The sequence below is a fragment of the Pseudomonas sp. MF09150 genome (assembly GCF_059862355.1).
The window spans coordinates 33,707-48,987 of the sequence record NZ_JCBCUS010000011.1 but is presented as its reverse complement, the minus strand read 5'-3'; the positions used below and the strand labels follow the sequence as shown (position 1 = coordinate 48,987).

The following is a 15,281-nucleotide window of genomic DNA, read 5'->3' as shown; positions in this document are numbered from 1 at the left end:
CGCCTGCCATGGCGCGCTGGGGCACTGAACGCATCGTTGGCCTGCACGACCCGCAGGTCAACGAAGACCATCTGGCAGCGACCGGCCTGCCGGCCGACAGTCGCCTGCGTTTACTCAGTTTCAATATCCAGGTCGGTATCAGCACCGAACGTTACCGGCATTACCTGACCCGTGGCTGGCAGCACCTGCTGCCGCACACCGGGCGTGCCGACAATCTGCAAAAGATCGGTAACCTGCTGGGGGACTTCGACCTGGTGGCGCTGCAGGAAGCCGATGGCGGCAGCCTGCGATCCGGCTATGTCAACCAGGTCGAACACCTGGCTCAGCTGGGCGCGTTCCCTTACTGGTATCAACAGCTCAACCGCAACCTGGGGCGTCTCGGCCAGCACAGCAATGGTGTGCTCAGCCGCTTGAAACCCTGGGCGATTGAAGACCACCCGTTGCCGGGGCCCAAGGGGCGCGGCGCGATTCTCGTGCGTTTTGGCGAGGGTCCCGAGGCGTTGGTGGTGGTGATGATGCACCTGGCTCTGGGGGCTCGTGCCCGTACCCGGCAATTGGCCTATATCCGCGAGTTGATCGGCGGCTATCGCCATCAGGTGCTGATGGGCGACATGAACACCCACGCCAGCGATCTGCTGGAAAGTTCTCCGCTGCGCGACCTGGGCCTGCTGGCCCCGCAACTGCAAGCGACCTTTCCCAGCTGGCGCCCGCAACGCTGCCTTGACCATATTCTGCTCAGCCCCAGCCTCACTCTGGAGCGTGTCGAGGTCCTGGCCCAACCGATTTCCGATCACCTGCCGGTCGCGGTAGAGATTCGTCTGCCGGGTTCGCTCACGGCTGATGCATTGCCCGCGTTGAGTCCTGCCCCTCGCGGATCCCATGAATGAGCGACGACGCCCAGCGCTGGAAAGAGAAGTACCTCAAAAGCATTGAACAACAGGAAAAGCTCGAGCGACGCTGGGATGCCCGCCTCGACTTGCTACGCCGTGGGCTGGTGCGCAGCACCCTGGCGGCGGAGGGTACGGATCGCGCGGTCGATCAGTGCATGAAGGAAATGCGCGACGTGGTGCGCAGCGACGATATGGACGCGGCCCTGGCCGCCCTGTTACCGCGCCTGGAAAAAGCCGTGCTCGACTCCGAGCAGCGGCGCGAGACCCGCGTTGAGCAGATGAGCAGCGCGCTGACGGCTTTGGTCGCTCAACTCCAGACTCTGCCACTGCCCCGAGAGGTTCGCCGACCGCTGAAGGCGTTCGCCAAGCAATTGGATGGTCGGGTTGGGCAGGCACGGGAAATTCCATTGCTGCTCAGCGAGCTGAGCAATTTGCAGGGCAAGGCACTGAGCCAGTTGGATGCGCCGGCCGAGCCGGAGCGGCCGGGCCTGCTGCAACGCCTGTTTGGCCATCGCGATGCCCAGCCAGAGGGCGCAGAGCCCGCGCCGCAAAGCCTGGCACTGGCGGCACCCGAAGCGGGTCCGGTGGTCAGCGAGGTCGAGCGCGCGTCGCCTGCGCCAGCGGCTGAAGCCCCGCGCCAGGCGCTGCCGGCTGCTGTCGAGGTGCCTGCAGCCCCTGAGCCGGCGCCAGCTCCGACAGTGGCACCGGTCGCCGCAGCTGAAATCGCTCCGCCCGTTGCGGCCCTGGAGCCCGACGTCACCAAGACCCCGGAAGAGCCGGAACCGTCGCAGTTGCCGCCCGCCGCGCAAGTCGTGGCGTTCGTGCCACCGGTGCTGGCCTCCCCTGGCGAGCCTGCCGCAGCCGCAGCCGAGTTGCCCGTCGAGCCTGTGGTTGAGGCGCCAGCGCCGAGCGCTGTGGCGCCTGAAGCCGCAGAGGTGCCCAGCCCTGAGCTCGACAACCCGGACGAATTGACCCCGACCGTGATGCTCGAAGACAGCGTGCCGAGCGTACCGCTGATCGACAGCCTGCCCCTGCCGGCCGTGATGGCCGAAGCCCTGGCCGCGATCGACCCCGAGCAGCCCGAAGAGGACGTGCTCTACGCCCTGCCTGATTCCCCCGAGCCGTCCTACAGCTCGGTGGCCAAGCACATCGAACACACGCTGCTTGGTCTGCTGGACGACCTGAGCCTGCCCGAGCGCCATCGGCCCCAGGCCGAAGCCATGCGTGATCGCCTGCAACATGGGCTCAACTGGTATGAATTGCTGCCGATCCTCGACGATCTGGCGGTGTTGATGCTGGCGATCACCGACAGCGGTCAGCATGAGTTCGAGGTGTACCTCAAGCAGTTGAACGAGCGCCTGGAATCGTTCCAGAGCAACCTGCAGGCCGCCAGCGATGGGCATGCCGACAGCCACTCCGCAGCGCGGGCCATGGATACGCAGATCCGCGAGCAGGTCGACGGCTTGCAGAGCAGCGTTCAGGAAGCAGCCGATCTGGAAGACCTCAAGCAGGTGCTGGAAAGCCACCTCGAGGGGCTGCTGGGGACCATGGACCATCACCAGAAGCAACGGGACGAACGCGAGAAGGAAGTGGCCGCGCGCCTGCAAAGCCTGGCCGAGCGCGTCTCAAGCATGGAGCAGGAAGCCCAGGGCTATCGCGAGCACTTGGAAGAACAGCGGCAGAAGGCGCTGATCGATCCTTTGACCGGCCTGCCTAACCGCGCGGCCTGGAGCGAGCGGCTGGAGCATGAAATCGCCCAATGGCAGCAGCATGGCAACACCCTGTTGCTGGCAATGCTCGACCTTGATCACTTCAAGCGCATCAACGACAACTACGGCCATCTGGCCGGTGACAAAGTGCTGAAAATCATTGCTACCGTGCTGCGCAAGCGCCTGCGTGGCAGTGATTTCATCGCCCGCTTCGGCGGTGAAGAGTTTGTCCTGATGATGCCCGATACCACCGTCGCGGTCGGTGCGCGGCTGGTGGAAGCTCTGCGCGCCGCCATCGAAGCCTGCCCGTTCCACTTCAAGGGCGAGCGCGTGACCATTACCGTGTCCATCGGCATGAGTGCGTTCAAAAGCGGCGAACGCAGCGAGCAGGTGTTGAAAAGAGCCGATCAGGCGCTGTATCGGGCGAAAGATGCCGGACGCAACCGGGTGGAGATCGGTTAAACCGGATTTGTCCTATTTTTGTGTAAAACGCCGGCTTTCGCCGGCCCGGCCCGGAGCAGTACGTTACACTGTTGCATTATTGTCTGCCGCGTACTGCTCTCTGCCATGAAATCTCTTGTGTTTGCCCTCTCCTTTTTACTGCTGGCCGGTTGCGCCAGTGGTCCACGAATCGACACCAGCCACCCTTCGGTCAACTTCGACAATCGCGCGCAGTTCATTGTCGTGCATTACACCTCGGCCTCCCTGGAACGTTCGCTGGCACTGCTGACCCATGGCCAGGTCAGTAGCCATTACCTGATCGGCGACGACAAGGCGGGCACCATCTTCAAGCTGGTGGACGAAAATTACCGCGCCTGGCACGCCGGAGAAAGCGAGTGGCAAGGCCGTACCTGGCTCAACTCCAGCTCCATCGGCATTGAAATCGTCAACCCGGGCTTTCGCGATACTCCCACCGGCCGCGTCTGGTACCCCTACAGCGAAGCGCAGATCCAGAACCTGATCGTGCTGCTCAAAGACATCAGCAAGCGCAACAACATTTCGCCCCGCCATATCATCGGGCACAGTGACATCGCCCCCCTGCGCAAGCTCGACCCGGGCCCGCTGTTCCCCTGGAAGCGCCTGGCGGATGCCGGCCTCGGCCAATGGCCCAATGCCCAGTCGGTCGCGCGACAGCAGGCGATGTATGCCCAGGCGTTGCCCAGCGCGACCTGGTTCCAGCAGGAATTGGCTCGCCTGGGCTACACCACCCCCCAGACCGGCGAGTTCGACGTGGCGACCCGGCACGTATTGACGGCATTCCAGATGCATTTCCGCCCGGGCCGCTTTGATGGCATCGCCGATGCCGAAAGCGCGGCAATCCTGCAGGTACTCAACCAGACAAAATAATGACGCCCGCCAGACGGTCCGGGCGTTTTCTCAATCAGTTGCTATAACTCATTGGTAATCCTTCGGATATCCAATCATGCCCGCTGCTCGCGAGCTCTTGCGCACCTGGTTCCATCGCCCGTGGTTATTGGCGGTGCTGGCGGCTGGGTTGAGCGCGGGGTTGCTGCTGCTCGGAAGCGCCGGGGTGGCCATGCATCAGGTCGAGCAGCGCGAAAGCGAGCAGATGAATGCCCAGGGCGAGCGCTTCCTGGAGCGTCTGGAGCAACTGTTTGGCCAGTTGCGCGAAGGCCTGGATGTGCTGGAGGCGCAGCCCCTACGTGAATGCAGCGGCGATATGGTCGCCGCGCTGCAGCAGGTGAGCTTCAACTACCGCTTCATTTATGAGGCGGCCTACATCGATGCCACCCAGGCCTGCTCCAATTGGCCGCGCCAGGACAGCCTGGCGGCGATCCGTGCCCCGGATATCAGGGGCCCGACCTACAGCTACTGGCTCAACACCTCGACCCAACCCAACGAAAACCTCGCGGCGCTGATGCTGGGGCGTGGCAACTTCCGAGTCGCCACCTCCCGTGGGCATCTGACCGATGTCGTGGACCTGCCGGCCAACAGCAGCCTGATGGTGGTAGTGGACCATGGCACCCGCGCCATCCCGGTGCTTGGCCAGGCCCTGCCATGGCCGGTGGCCGAACCGGTGCCGCCGGGCAATCACGATGCCCTGCAGGTGACCCCGACCCGCCTGATCTATCGCATGCCCACCCGCACACCCGAGTATCAGTTGGTGCTGGTCACCCCGCGCGCGAGCATGCAGGCCGAGATGCTGGAGGACTGGTGGTGGCTGCTGCCCATCAGCCTGCTGTTATCGACCTTTATCGGCGGCCTGGTCTATCAACTGGCGCGCCAGAGCCAATCGTTGGGTGGGGAGTTGCACGGAGCCCTGCGCCGCGATGAATTGCAGGTGCTGTACCAGCCAATCTTCGACCTCAATACCCGCCGCTGCGTCGGTGCCGAAGCCCTGCTGCGCTGGCGCCGCCCGGATGGCACCCTGACCAGCCCCGACCTGTTCATCCCCCTGGCGGAAAACACCGGGCAGATCCGCCAGATCACCGACTTTGTCCTGCAGCGCCTGTTGGAGCAGTTGGGGCACCTGCTGCGGGCCAATCCGCAGCTGTACATCTCCGTCAACCTGGCGGCCTGCGATGTGATGGTGCCGCGCATTGGCCAGGTAATGGCCCGGCTGCTGGCCTTGCATCACGTGGCGGCGCGGCAGATTGCGTTCGAGGTGACCGAGCGTGGGCTGATCGATGTGGTGGTGGCCCGCGACAACTTGCAGGCATTGCGCGATGTCGGGCATCAGGTATTGATCGACGATTTCGGCACCGGTTATTGCAGCCTGGCGTACTTGCAGACCCTGCCGGTGGACTGCCTGAAGATCGACAAGGCGTTTATCGACGCTCTGGGCCACGACGCCGCCAGCAGTGGCGTGGCCCCGCATATCATTCGCATGGCCCATGCCCTGCAACTCAAGGTGATTGCCGAGGGTATCGAGTATGAAGATCAGGCGTTGCTGCTGAGCAGCGAGGGGGTGAGCTACGGCCAGGGCTGGCTGTTCGCCCACGCCCTGACGGCCATGCAGTTTATCGAGTTGGTCACCCGCGGCCGGCGCCTGGCGCCAAGGCGTATCGACGACGAAGCCTGAAGCCTGCTAGAGCGGCAACGCCAGATAGAACTGGGTGCCCTGCCCCGGCCTTGAGTAGACGCCCATGCGCCCGCCGTGCAGTTGGACAATCTCCTTGCACAGCGCCAGGCCCAGGCCGGCGCCGCCTTTCTTGCGGCCGACCTGGACGAAGGGCTCGAAAATCCGCCCTTGCTGCCCATAGGCAATGCCTTCGCCATTGTCTTCGACGCTGATGATCACCCGTTCGCCATGGCGCCTGGCCTGCAGGCGGATCTGCCCGCCAGGGCCAGTGTGCCGCAAGGCATTGTCGATCAGGTTGTCCAGCACCCGCTCCAGCTGTTGCTGGTCGGCGTTCAGGCGCGGCAGCGGTGCCTGGATCTCCACCAGCAGCTCGATGTCCTTGTCCCGGGCCTCGCCGGCGAAGCGCTGTTGCGCCTGTTCCAGCAGGTTCTCGATGGTGCAGGGCGCCAGGGTGAGTTTTTGCAGGCCGTTCTGATAACGGGAGAAATTCAGCAGGTCGTTGATCAGTTGCATCAGGCGCTGCATTTCTTCGTTGACGGTATTGAGCAGGTCCGCCTCGCGGGAGTCCTCGGCGAAATGCACCCGCTCCTGCAACAGGCCGAAGGCCATGTGCATGCCGGTGACCGGGGTGCGCAATTCGTGGGAGGCACGCAGCACGAACTCGCTGCGAACCCGCTCGAAGGCCCGTTGTTCGGTCACGTCGTGCAGCACCATCACCGCCCCGAGAATATGCCCCTGGGTATGGCTGACCGGGGTCAGGCTGTAGGTCAGCAGGCGCGATTCCCCGTCCACTTCAATGGCCAGGTCCTCTGGCGCGCGCTCCAGGTTGCCGCCGCGCAGCACCAGTTGCAGTTGTTCGTCGAGCTCCGGGCGTTCCAGGGCGCTGCCCAGGCCTTGGCCGAGGCGTTCCTCGTCCCAGCCCAGCTGGCGCTGCGCTACCGGGTTGAGGTGCTCCAGGCGGCCTTGGCGGTCGATCATCAGCAGGCCGTCGTCGATGCTGTCGAGTACCGCCTGCAAGCGCTGCTGGCCGGCCAGCAGTTCGTCGATATTGGTCGCCTGATGCTGGCGCAGGGCCTCGGCCATGATCCCGAAGCGGCGGGTCAGCAGGTTCATCTCCGCCGCCGAGGAGATCGGCAGGGTCACTTCGAAATTGCCCTGTCCGATATTGTCGGCCGCTTTGGCCAGGGCCTCGATCGGTGCACCGAAGCGCCGGGCAATGCCATGGGCGGTGATAAAGCCGATGATCAGCACCGCCACGCCCACCAGCCCCAGCAGGCCGGCGATCAGCAGCGCCCGATCACGGGCCTTGCTCTCGATGTGGTTGATGTTGTCCAGGGCTTGCTTGTGTTCATTGATCAAACCACTGCGCAATGCATTGAAGCGGTCGGTCAGTTGCTGATTGCCTTTGATCCCCAGGGTTGCGTGCTCGGCATTCTGGTAGGCCTCCATAAAGCCCAGGTAATCGCTGCGGGCCTGGTGGAAGTTGCCGTTCGCATCGCCCTGGCGCTGATACTCGATGCCCTGGTCGAGCAGTTCCAGGTAGTGCTGCTTGGACGCTTCCAGGGCGGTCAGGTCGGGGTTGTCGCCGAGCATGATGATGAGTTGATCACCCAGGGTCTGGCGCAGCTTGAGGCCCAGGTCCAGGGTGATGAAGTTGCTGCGGATCAGCGATTCCTGGTTCTTGGCCATCTGCATCACGCTGACCAGTCCCAGCAGCAGCCCCAGCAGGGCCACGGTGATCAACGCGGAAATGCTCAGGAACAGCCGCGTGCGCAGTTTCATCGCTAACTTCATGAAATGCAGCTCACAGGTTGTACTGTTTACGTTTGCGATACAGGGTCGAAGCATCGATGCCGAGCGTCTTGGCCGCCTGGTCGAGGGTGTCGCTGGTAGCCAGCACTGCGCCGATGTGGGCTTTTTCCAACTCGTCCAGGCTTAGCGCTGCGCCGATGCGCGGGGCGTTGTTGGTGGGTTGTTCGGCCATGCCCAGGTGGCTGATTTCCACCCGTTCCTGAGGGCAGATGATGCTCGCGCGCTCCACCACGTTGCGCAGCTCGCGGATATTGCCGGGCCAGCGGTAGTTGAGCAGCGCTTCCCGCGCCTCGTCGCTGAAGCCCCGGGCCGGGCGCGCATATTCCTTGACGAAGCGCGCCAGGAAACGATCGGCCAGGGTCAGGATGTCCTCACTGCGCTCGCGCAGGGGCGGCAGGTGCAGGGTGATCACGTTCAGGCGGTACAGCAGGTCTTCACGGAAGCGTCCGTCACGCACCATGTCCTCGAGGTTGAGGTTGGTGGCGGCGAGGATCCGCACGTCGGCGCGGCGGGTCACCGGGTCGCCCACGCGCTCGTATTCCTTGTCCTGGATAAAGCGCAGCAGCTTGGGTTGCAGGGTCAGGGGGAAGTCGCCGATCTCGTCCAGAAACAAGGTGCCGCCATCGGCCTGGTTGACCCGGCCCAGGGTGCTTTCGCTGGCCCCGGTAAAGGCGCCGCGGCTGTGGCCGAAGAGCTCGCTCTCCATCAACTCGGCGGTCAGGGACGGGCAGTTGATGGTGACGCAGGACTTTTTCGCGCGCTTGCTCCAGCCGTGAATGGCCCGGGCCAGCTCGCCTTTACCGGTACCGGACTCGCCCAGGATCAAAATGTTGGCATCGGTGCTGGCCACCTGGCGCGCGGTTTCCAGTACCACCTTCATCGCCGGGCTGTGGGAGTCCAGGCCGTCCTTGGGTTTGCGCACTTCACCTTCAAGGGCTTCCAGGCGCGCCGAGAGCTGGCGCACTTCCAGTTGCTTGGCGGTGGCCAGGCGCAGTTGGTCGGGGCTGCAGGGCTTGACCAGGTAATCGGCGGCGCCGGCCTGGATCGCATCCACCGCAGTGTCGACTGCCGAATGCGCGGTCACGATCACCACGCGCATCCACGGCGCCTGGGTGCGCATTTGCGCCAGTACATCCAGGCCGTTGTCTTCCCCCAGGCGCAGGTCGAGGAAGCACAGGTCGAACACCTGGCGTTGCAACAGGGCGTCGGCCTGGGCCGCGCTGTTGGCGGTGGCGACGGTATAGCCCTCATCTTCCAGGCAGTAGCGGAAGGTGCGAAGGATCGCGGACTCATCATCCACCAGAAGGATACGACCTTGTTTTTCCGGCGTTGATGCCATTTCCCACTCTCCTTAAATGAACTGTCTTATTTAGTCCCGGAAAAATCGGGCAAGTTGCAATGTTAATTCTGATCCATTCCAGGACATGCAGGTTAGTTATCTCCCGACCTAATAGCTAATGACCTGAATTGGCGGATTTTTCGCGGTTTTGCCGGGGTGTTGTTCAGTCTGGCCCAAGGCCAGCAAAGTTCCCCGGGGGTGATTGGCGGCGCCCAGAACCCGACGAATCGTGCATTTCGCACGGCGTGCCGGGGGCCATCGTGCAGGATGCGTGCGAACAAGGTGTTTTTGTATTTCATAACCTATTGATTTTATTGGTTATTTAATCATTTTCGAAGCTGGCATGGGGGCTGCAACGTAGTCACTATCAAGGGGCGATTTGCACGGCCCCGCTAATAACATCACCACAGTGTGGGAGGAGTTTCAGGATGAGCCGCCAAAGCCTTGCCCAATTGCGCATTTCGCCTCTGCACTTGCAGCAGGGTCTGTTCGCCAGCCTCGCGTTGCTGGTGACCCTGATTGGCGGCCAGCAGTTTCAGCAGTGGCAGCACGCCCAGCAGCAGCAAGCGCTGCGTGTGCCGGCTCATCAATTCACCCAGACCCATTTCAGCCAGGCGGGCAGCGCATCTGCCGCCTCGGCGCCGATGCAGATGATGGCAGTCGACCAGGCTCAGCCTGCGCTCGAGGCGCCCGCTCAGCAGCGCTGGGTGTTCTAGGCAAAAGGCCCGGCGCGCATTCAGCGCACCGGCGCTGGCAACACAAGCGGCATCCCCAATAGAAGAGTAAGGAGAATCACCATGTTGAGCTGGGCAATCACATTCCTGATCATCGCCATTGTCGCTGCCGTACTGGGCTTCGGTGGTATCGCGGGCACCGCCACGGGTATCGCCAAAATTCTCTTTGTCGTGTTCCTGGTGATGTTTATCGCTTCCTTCTTCTTTGGCCGTCGCGGCCGAGGCTGACCATGAGCTTTTCGTTCAAGACATTGACGGCCGCGCTGTTGCTGGGTAGCAGCACCCTGGCAATGGCGGCCAACGATGGCCAGGCGCGGGTCAATGAGCTGCTCAGCTCGGACCCGCAGTACCGTGAGACCTGGCAAGGGGTTGTGCACAAGGAAGAGCGGTTGCCGGAGTGGGTGATGAACCTCTCGGGTGATGCGCAGCAAATGAACGCCGTTGCAGAAGACGGCGACAAGTACCTGGTCGGGCCGCTGTGCGAAACCGCGCAGACCTGCCTGAACAAGCGCTTGATCGTCGCCGTCAGCTTCGACAAGAAACACGCCTACGCGATGCTGGTCGAAGTGCCGGCGGGCCTGCCCGCAGACAAGTCGCCCACCCGCCATGCCGAGTACCGTTTCCTCGGCAAGCCGGACGAAGGCATGCAGGCGCTGTTGAAAGAGCAACTCAAGAAAGACCCGAACTGGTACTGAGTTCAGAGGTTTTGCTGACAGGCAGAGGCGCCGGCCCAGGCGCTTCTGACTCTTGCCCCGGCCTGAGGAAGGCTTGGGCATGACCAAGGGGCCGGGACGTTCTGATTGTTTCAGGATCGGAGTGACCTAGGGGTACAGGGAGTGCCTCCGCAAGGGCCGGGTCAGGAAAGAGCGGCGGCGCAAGTTCCCAAGCCAATCGTGGCTTGACGGACTTGCGGCGTGCTTGAACGCGCCGCGTCGCGCGCTGAGGCCATGGGCTTCAATTCGACAGCATCGCCCTTGGGATAAAACATCCGTTGACGTCGATCAAACGTTTCACGGTGTTTCTCTGCGACCGTATATCCAGAAACTTCTCAAAAAATACGGATCAGTCTTAGGCTGTTTAATCAGCGCATTCCAGAAGTTTCCAAGGCTCTTTCCTGACCTTCCCGACAGCCCTGCACACCGCCTGAAATGGCCGTTTCGCGGCATTATTGCCTGCCGAAATGGCGTATTCGAACCGGTTGGGACGTTCGTTTCGTTTGGAAAATCTCATGCCGATTCGGCATAGGGTAGGCGTTTACGGCATTAGACGCGCTTCCCTTGCATCGGAATAGTTGCGCCTTTTTTCGCCTGCCGAGAGCCCTGAATCCGCGCTCGGGGTGACCTTATACGGGGGCCGATGCACAGACTTTTCCGCCATTGAGCGTTCCAGTTCGCGCATCAGCCCGAGTCCAACGCAAGTAAGGGTAATGATATGAAGAAGGCAAAGCTTAGCCTCGCCTGGCAGATCCTCATCGGTCTGGTTCTGGGGATAGCAATTGGTGCGCTGCTCAACCACTTCAGTGCGGAAAAAGCCTGGTGGATCAGCAACGTCCTGCAACCTGCGGGCGATATCTTTATCCGTCTGATCAAAATGATCGTGATTCCTATCGTGATCTCTTCGCTGATCGTCGGTATCGCCGGTGTCGGCGACGCGAAAAAACTGGGGCGCATCGGCCTCAAGACCATCGTCTACTTCGAAATCGTCACCACCATCGCGATCCTCGTTGGCCTGGTCCTGGCGAACGTGTTCCACCCGGGCACCGGCATCGACATGAGCACCCTGGGCACGGTGGATATCTCCAAGTACCAGGCGACCGCCGCCGAAGTGCAGCATGAACACGCGTTCATCGAGACCATCCTCAACCTGATCCCGTCGAACATCTTCGCGGCCATGGCTCGCGGCGAAATGCTGCCGATCATCTTCTTCTCGGTGCTGTTCGGCCTCGGTCTGTCGAGCCTGCAATCGGACCTGCGCGAACCCTTGGTGAAGATGTTCCAGGGCGTTTCGGAAAGCATGTTCAAAGTCACCCACATGATCATGAACTACGCCCCGATCGGCGTATTCGCCCTGATCGCGGTGACCGTCGCCAACTTCGGCTTCGCCTCCCTGCTGCCGCTGGCCAAGCTGGTGATCCTGGTTTACGTGGCCATCGTCTTCTTCGCCTTCGTGGTCCTGGGCCTGATCGCACGCCTGTTCGGCTTCTCGGTGATCAAGCTGATGCGCATCTTCAAGGATGAGCTGGTGCTCGCCTATTCCACCGCCAGTTCGGAAACCGTACTGCCGCGTGTGATCGAGAAGATGGAAGCCTACGGCGCGCCGAAAGCCATTTGCAGCTTCGTGGTGCCGACCGGCTACTCGTTCAACCTCGACGGTTCGACCCTGTACCAGAGCATCGCCGCGATCTTTATCGCCCAGCTGTATGGCATCGACCTGTCCATCAGCCAGCAACTGCTGCTGGTTCTGACGCTGATGGTCACCTCCAAAGGCATCGCCGGTGTACCGGGCGTGTCCTTCGTGGTGCTGCTGGCGACCCTGGGCAGTGTTGGCATCCCGCTGGAAGGCCTGGCCTTCATCGCCGGTGTCGACCGCATCATGGACATGGCGCGTACCGCCCTGAACGTGATCGGCAACGCCCTGGCCGTGCTGGTCATCTCCCGCTGGGAAGGCATGTACGACGACGCCAAGGGCCAGCGCTACTGGAATTCCCTGCCGCACTGGCGCAGCAAGGAACCGCTGCCAAGCCGCGAAACCAGCCGCTGATCTAGCCGCTGTCGCAGGCGGCACCGGTCCTCACGTCCGGCGCGCTGCTTCAGCCCGGCCACTGCGTTGTTCGACAAACCCCGGTCAATCCGGGGTTTGTCGTTTCTGCCCGCCCCGCTATCATTCGCCGCATCTTCCGGGGGATTAACTGATGCTCAATGGCCTGTGGCTTGGCTTTTTCATCGTCGCGGCCGTTTCGGCACTGGCGCAGTGGCTGATCGGCGGCAACGCCGGGATCTTTGCGGCGATGGTGGAAAGCATCTTCGCCATGGCCAAGTTGTCGGTGGAAGTGATGGTGCTGCTGTTCGGCACCCTGACCCTGTGGCTGGGTTTTCTGCGCATCGCCGAAAAAGCCGGGATCGTCGACTGGCTGGCCAAGGTCCTGGGCCCGCTGTTCCGCCGCTTGATGCCGGAGGTGCCCGCCGGCCACCCGGCCATCGGCCTGATCACCCTCAACTTCGCCGCCAACGGCCTGGGCCTGGACAACGCGGCCACCCCCATCGGGCTCAAGGCCATGCGTGCGCTGCAGGAGCTCAACCCCAGCCAGACCGTGGCCAGTAACGCGCAGATCCTGTTTCTGGTGCTCAACGCCTCCTCCCTGACCCTGCTGCCGGTGACCATCTTCATGTACCGCGCCCAGCAAGGCGCCGCCGATCCGACCCTGGTGTTCCTCCCGATCCTCCTGGCGACCAGCGCGTCGACCCTGGTCGGGCTGCTCTCGGTGGCCGTGATGCAGCGCCTGCGTCTGTGGGACCCGGTGGTGCTGGCGTACCTGATTCCCGGCGCCTTGGTCCTGGGCGGCTTCATGGCCCTGCTGGCGACCCTTTCGGCCACCGCCCTGGCCAGCCTGTCGTCGATCCTCGGCAACCTCACCCTGTTCGGCTTGATCATGCTGTTCCTGGTGATTGGCGCGCTGCGCAAGGTCAAGGTCTACGAGGCCTTCGTCGAGGGCGCCAAAGAAGGCTTCGACGTCGCCAAGAACCTGCTGCCGTACCTGGTGGCGATGCTGTGTGCGGTGGGTGTGCTGCGGGCTTCCGGGGCCCTGGACTTCGGCCTGGACGGCATTCGCTACCTGGTGGAATGGGCAGGTTGGGACACGCGTTTCGTCGACGCCCTGCCGACTGCCATGGTCAAGCCGTTCTCCGGCAGTGCGGCACGGGCGATGCTGATCGAAACCATGCAGACCCAGGGCGTGGACAGCTTCCCGGCCCTGGTGGCGGCGACTATCCAGGGCAGCACCGAGACCACCTTCTACGTGCTGGCGGTGTATTTCGGCGCGGTGGGTATCCAGCGTGCGCGGCACGCCGTGGGCTGTGCCCTGCTGGCAGAGTTTGCCGGGGTCGTGGCGGCCATCGGGGTGTGCTACTGGTTCTTTGGCTGAGTCCGGGCAAGACGCTGCAAGGGTGAACGCCCCTGCAGCGTCATCAGACTAGGGTTTGTACAGGGCGCTGCCCTGGGCCACGGCCCAGTCCACCACCTGGCGGCTGAGGGTATCCCCGGCCTGGCCAAAGCCTGCCACCACCGCCGGGACTTTCGGGTCGTTCAACGGCTGACGCACTTCAAAGCGTTTGCTGGCGAGGATCTTCTGGTCGTAACCGCGCACCAGCCGCGCATCCAGCCCAATCACCACCTCCACCGCGCTGCCCTGGTACTGGCTCTGGAACGCCTGCAATTCGCCGCCCAGTTCGAAGTCCGCCTGCAGGTTGCTGTCGTCGGTGCTCAGCAACGGCACCCGACCGTCGCGCTGAAAGCCGTCGAGCAGGCGATTGCGCAGCAGGATCGGCGCCGGATCGCTCCAGCGCGAGTTCTTGTAGCTGCTGATCAGGTTGCCCTCGGGCAACACGGCGATGCGCGCATTGTTCAGTGCATCCCCCGCCACCGGCTTGGCCACCCGCAGCGACCAGTGCTGGACCTGCCCTGTGCCCTTCGCTGCGGTCTGGGCCACTGGCAGCCGATAGACATCCACCGGCTCGCCCTTGGGCAGGATCGAGCAGGCGCTGCTCAGGGCAAAACCGCCGATCAGGGCGAGGTGGCCAAAGGCTCGGCAAATAGGCGTCATGGCGTAAATTCCTTGTTCGTGTCGTTACCCAGGAGGTAGCCGCCGGGATTGGCTTCCAGGCGGCGGGTGATGGCCCGCAGCGAACTCAGGGTATCGCGCAGTTCCCGCACCGCCGGCGCCAGGCCGTTGAGGCCCTGGATGCCGTTGTTCAGCGAGTCTTTGTTGTTGCTCAGCAAGCTGTTGATGGTGGCGCTGCTTTGTTCCAGTGAGCGCATGGCCTGCTCGGCGCTGCCGAACATCTGCTTGCCCTGGTCGTTGAGCAGGCCGTTGGCGGTGCGCATCAGCGCGGTGGTCTGCTCCAGGGTGCCGCTGGCCTGCTTGCCGAGGTTGGCCACCTGCTGCATGGCCAGGCGCAGGTCGCCCCGTTGCTCGGCAATGGCACTGGTGGTCTGTTCGAGATTGGCCAGGGTGTTGTTGATGTGTTCGACGTTCTCCCGGGAGAACATGCGGTTGGCGTTGTGCAGCAGCAGGTTGATGCTGGTCATCAGGTCATTGCTGTTGTTCAGCAGGCGGGCGATGGGAGATGGCGAGGCGACAATGATCGGCAGCTTGCCGTCCTTGCCCCGCAGCGGCTCGCTTTGCGGGGTGCCGCCACTGAGCTGGATGATGGAGGTGCCGGTGATCCCGGTCAGGGCCAGCTTGGCCTGGGTGTCTTCCTTGATTGGGGTTTCGCCGCTCAGGCGGATCCGCGCCAGGACCCGGCGCGGGTCTTTCGGGTCCAGGCGCAGGCTGACCACGTCGCCGACCTTGATTCCGCTGTATTGCACCGCGCTGCCTTTGGACAGGCCGCTGACCGCCTCGTTGAAGACGATCTCGTAGTCCTTGAACTCCTTGTCCACGCTGGACTTGGCCAGCCACAGGCCAAACAGCAGGGCGCCGACCACCACTAGCACGGTGAACAGGCCGATCAATACGTGATGGGCTCGGGTTTCCAT

Annotated in this window: 13 protein-coding genes; 9 read left to right on the top strand and 4 right to left on the bottom strand. The window is 63.0% G+C overall.

Annotated elements, in window-relative coordinates; all coding sequences use genetic code 11:
* The first annotated feature begins 8 nt into the window (after window positions 1-8).
* The 4 genes from AC19YX_RS29760 (at window position 9) to AC19YX_RS29745 (ending at window position 5,642) form a co-directional block, all read left to right on the top strand.
* The gene (locus AC19YX_RS29760; protein WP_078470265.1) at window positions 9-887 is read left to right on the top strand and encodes an endonuclease/exonuclease/phosphatase family protein; all 879 of its coding nucleotides are present in this window, start codon (window positions 9-11) and stop codon (window positions 885-887) included.
* Window positions 884-3,061, top strand: a complete 2,178-nt coding sequence (locus AC19YX_RS29755) for a GGDEF domain-containing protein (protein ID WP_500607680.1) — start codon at window positions 884-886, stop codon at window positions 3,059-3,061. Before AC19YX_RS29760 ends, AC19YX_RS29755 begins: the two co-directional genes overlap by 4 nt.
* Before the next feature lie 105 nt (window positions 3,062-3,166).
* A complete protein-coding gene (locus AC19YX_RS29750) occupies window positions 3,167-3,946 on the top strand; it encodes an N-acetylmuramoyl-L-alanine amidase (RefSeq protein ID WP_500607679.1) in 780 nt (259 codons plus the stop codon).
* Between the two features lie 76 nt (window positions 3,947-4,022).
* Window positions 4,023-5,642, top strand: coding sequence for an EAL domain-containing protein (locus AC19YX_RS29745; protein WP_078470262.1), 1,620 nt, complete (start codon window positions 4,023-4,025; stop codon window positions 5,640-5,642).
* A 6-nt stretch (window positions 5,643-5,648) separates the two neighbouring features.
* Here AC19YX_RS29745 and AC19YX_RS29740 read toward each other — a convergent pair whose 3' ends face one another.
* Together AC19YX_RS29740 and algB are read right to left on the bottom strand one after the other, a co-directional pair.
* Window positions 5,649-7,436 (bottom strand): ATP-binding protein, encoded by a 1,788-nt coding sequence (locus tag AC19YX_RS29740; RefSeq protein WP_201128797.1) that lies wholly within the window; start codon window positions 7,434-7,436, stop codon window positions 5,649-5,651.
* Between the two features lie 10 nt (window positions 7,437-7,446).
* Entirely contained in the window at window positions 7,447-8,793 is a 1,347-nt protein-coding gene (algB, locus tag AC19YX_RS29735) for a sigma-54-dependent response regulator transcription factor AlgB (protein ID WP_201128799.1), read from the bottom strand.
* A 428-nt stretch (window positions 8,794-9,221) separates the two neighbouring features.
* Here algB and AC19YX_RS29730 point away from each other — a divergent pair, with 428 nt between their 5' ends.
* From AC19YX_RS29730 to AC19YX_RS29710, 5 genes are all read left to right on the top strand, one after another.
* Complete coding sequence (locus AC19YX_RS29730; protein WP_078470259.1) at window positions 9,222-9,509, top strand: hypothetical protein; 288 nt, start codon at window positions 9,222-9,224, stop codon at window positions 9,507-9,509.
* Window positions 9,510-9,590: 81 nt separating this feature from the next.
* Window positions 9,591-9,755: a DUF1328 domain-containing protein gene (locus AC19YX_RS29725; RefSeq protein WP_003170804.1), complete on the top strand. Its 165-nt coding sequence runs from the start codon at window positions 9,591-9,593 to the stop codon at window positions 9,753-9,755.
* A 2-nt stretch (window positions 9,756-9,757) separates the two neighbouring features.
* On the top strand, window positions 9,758-10,222 hold the full coding sequence (locus AC19YX_RS29720; RefSeq protein ID WP_500607678.1) for an inhibitor of vertebrate lysozyme family protein: 465 nt from the start codon (window positions 9,758-9,760) through the stop codon (window positions 10,220-10,222).
* A gap of 736 nt (window positions 10,223-10,958) precedes the next feature.
* Window positions 10,959-12,287, top strand: coding sequence for a glutamate/aspartate:proton symporter GltP (gltP, locus tag AC19YX_RS29715; RefSeq protein WP_500607677.1), 1,329 nt, complete (start codon window positions 10,959-10,961; stop codon window positions 12,285-12,287).
* 151 nt (window positions 12,288-12,438) lie between these two features.
* A complete protein-coding gene (locus tag AC19YX_RS29710; RefSeq protein ID WP_020297731.1) occupies window positions 12,439-13,668 on the top strand; it encodes a nucleoside recognition domain-containing protein in 1,230 nt (409 codons plus the stop codon).
* 48 nt (window positions 13,669-13,716) lie between these two features.
* On the opposite strand, the gene AC19YX_RS29705 is transcribed toward AC19YX_RS29710, so the two are convergent.
* Both AC19YX_RS29705 and AC19YX_RS29700 read right to left on the bottom strand, forming a co-directional pair.
* A complete protein-coding gene (locus AC19YX_RS29705; RefSeq protein WP_078470256.1) occupies window positions 13,717-14,346 on the bottom strand; it encodes an ABC-type transport auxiliary lipoprotein family protein in 630 nt (209 codons plus the stop codon).
* On the bottom strand, window positions 14,343-15,281 hold the full coding sequence (locus AC19YX_RS29700) for an MlaD family protein (RefSeq protein WP_020297733.1): 939 nt from the start codon (window positions 15,279-15,281) through the stop codon (window positions 14,343-14,345). Before AC19YX_RS29700 ends, AC19YX_RS29705 begins: the two co-directional genes overlap by 4 nt.

What these genes read in the sequence shown, in the direction of transcription:
- AC19YX_RS29705 (WP_078470256.1), bottom strand. Translation starts at nt 14,346, where the DNA reads ATGACGCCTATTTGCCGAGCCTTTGGCCACCTCGCCCTGATCGGCGGT.
- AC19YX_RS29740 (WP_201128797.1), bottom strand. Translation starts at nt 7,436, where the DNA reads ATGAAGTTAGCGATGAAACTGCGCACGCGGCTGTTCCTGAGCATTTCC.
- AC19YX_RS29710 (WP_020297731.1), top strand. Translation starts at nt 12,439, where the DNA reads ATGCTCAATGGCCTGTGGCTTGGCTTTTTCATCGTCGCGGCCGTTTCG.
- AC19YX_RS29745 (WP_078470262.1), top strand. Translation starts at nt 4,023, where the DNA reads ATGCCCGCTGCTCGCGAGCTCTTGCGCACCTGGTTCCATCGCCCGTGG.
- AC19YX_RS29725 (WP_003170804.1), top strand. Translation starts at nt 9,591, where the DNA reads ATGTTGAGCTGGGCAATCACATTCCTGATCATCGCCATTGTCGCTGCC.
- AC19YX_RS29750 (WP_500607679.1), top strand. Translation starts at nt 3,167, where the DNA reads ATGAAATCTCTTGTGTTTGCCCTCTCCTTTTTACTGCTGGCCGGTTGC.
- AC19YX_RS29720 (WP_500607678.1), top strand. Translation starts at nt 9,758, where the DNA reads ATGAGCTTTTCGTTCAAGACATTGACGGCCGCGCTGTTGCTGGGTAGC.
- AC19YX_RS29700 (WP_020297733.1), bottom strand. Translation starts at nt 15,281, where the DNA reads ATGGAAACCCGAGCCCATCACGTATTGATCGGCCTGTTCACCGTGCTA.
- gltP (WP_500607677.1), top strand. Translation starts at nt 10,959, where the DNA reads ATGAAGAAGGCAAAGCTTAGCCTCGCCTGGCAGATCCTCATCGGTCTG.
- algB (WP_201128799.1), bottom strand. Translation starts at nt 8,793, where the DNA reads ATGGCATCAACGCCGGAAAAACAAGGTCGTATCCTTCTGGTGGATGAT.
- AC19YX_RS29730 (WP_078470259.1), top strand. Translation starts at nt 9,222, where the DNA reads ATGAGCCGCCAAAGCCTTGCCCAATTGCGCATTTCGCCTCTGCACTTG.
- AC19YX_RS29760 (WP_078470265.1), top strand. Translation starts at nt 9, where the DNA reads ATGGCGCGCTGGGGCACTGAACGCATCGTTGGCCTGCACGACCCGCAG.
- AC19YX_RS29755 (WP_500607680.1), top strand. Translation starts at nt 884, where the DNA reads ATGAGCGACGACGCCCAGCGCTGGAAAGAGAAGTACCTCAAAAGCATT.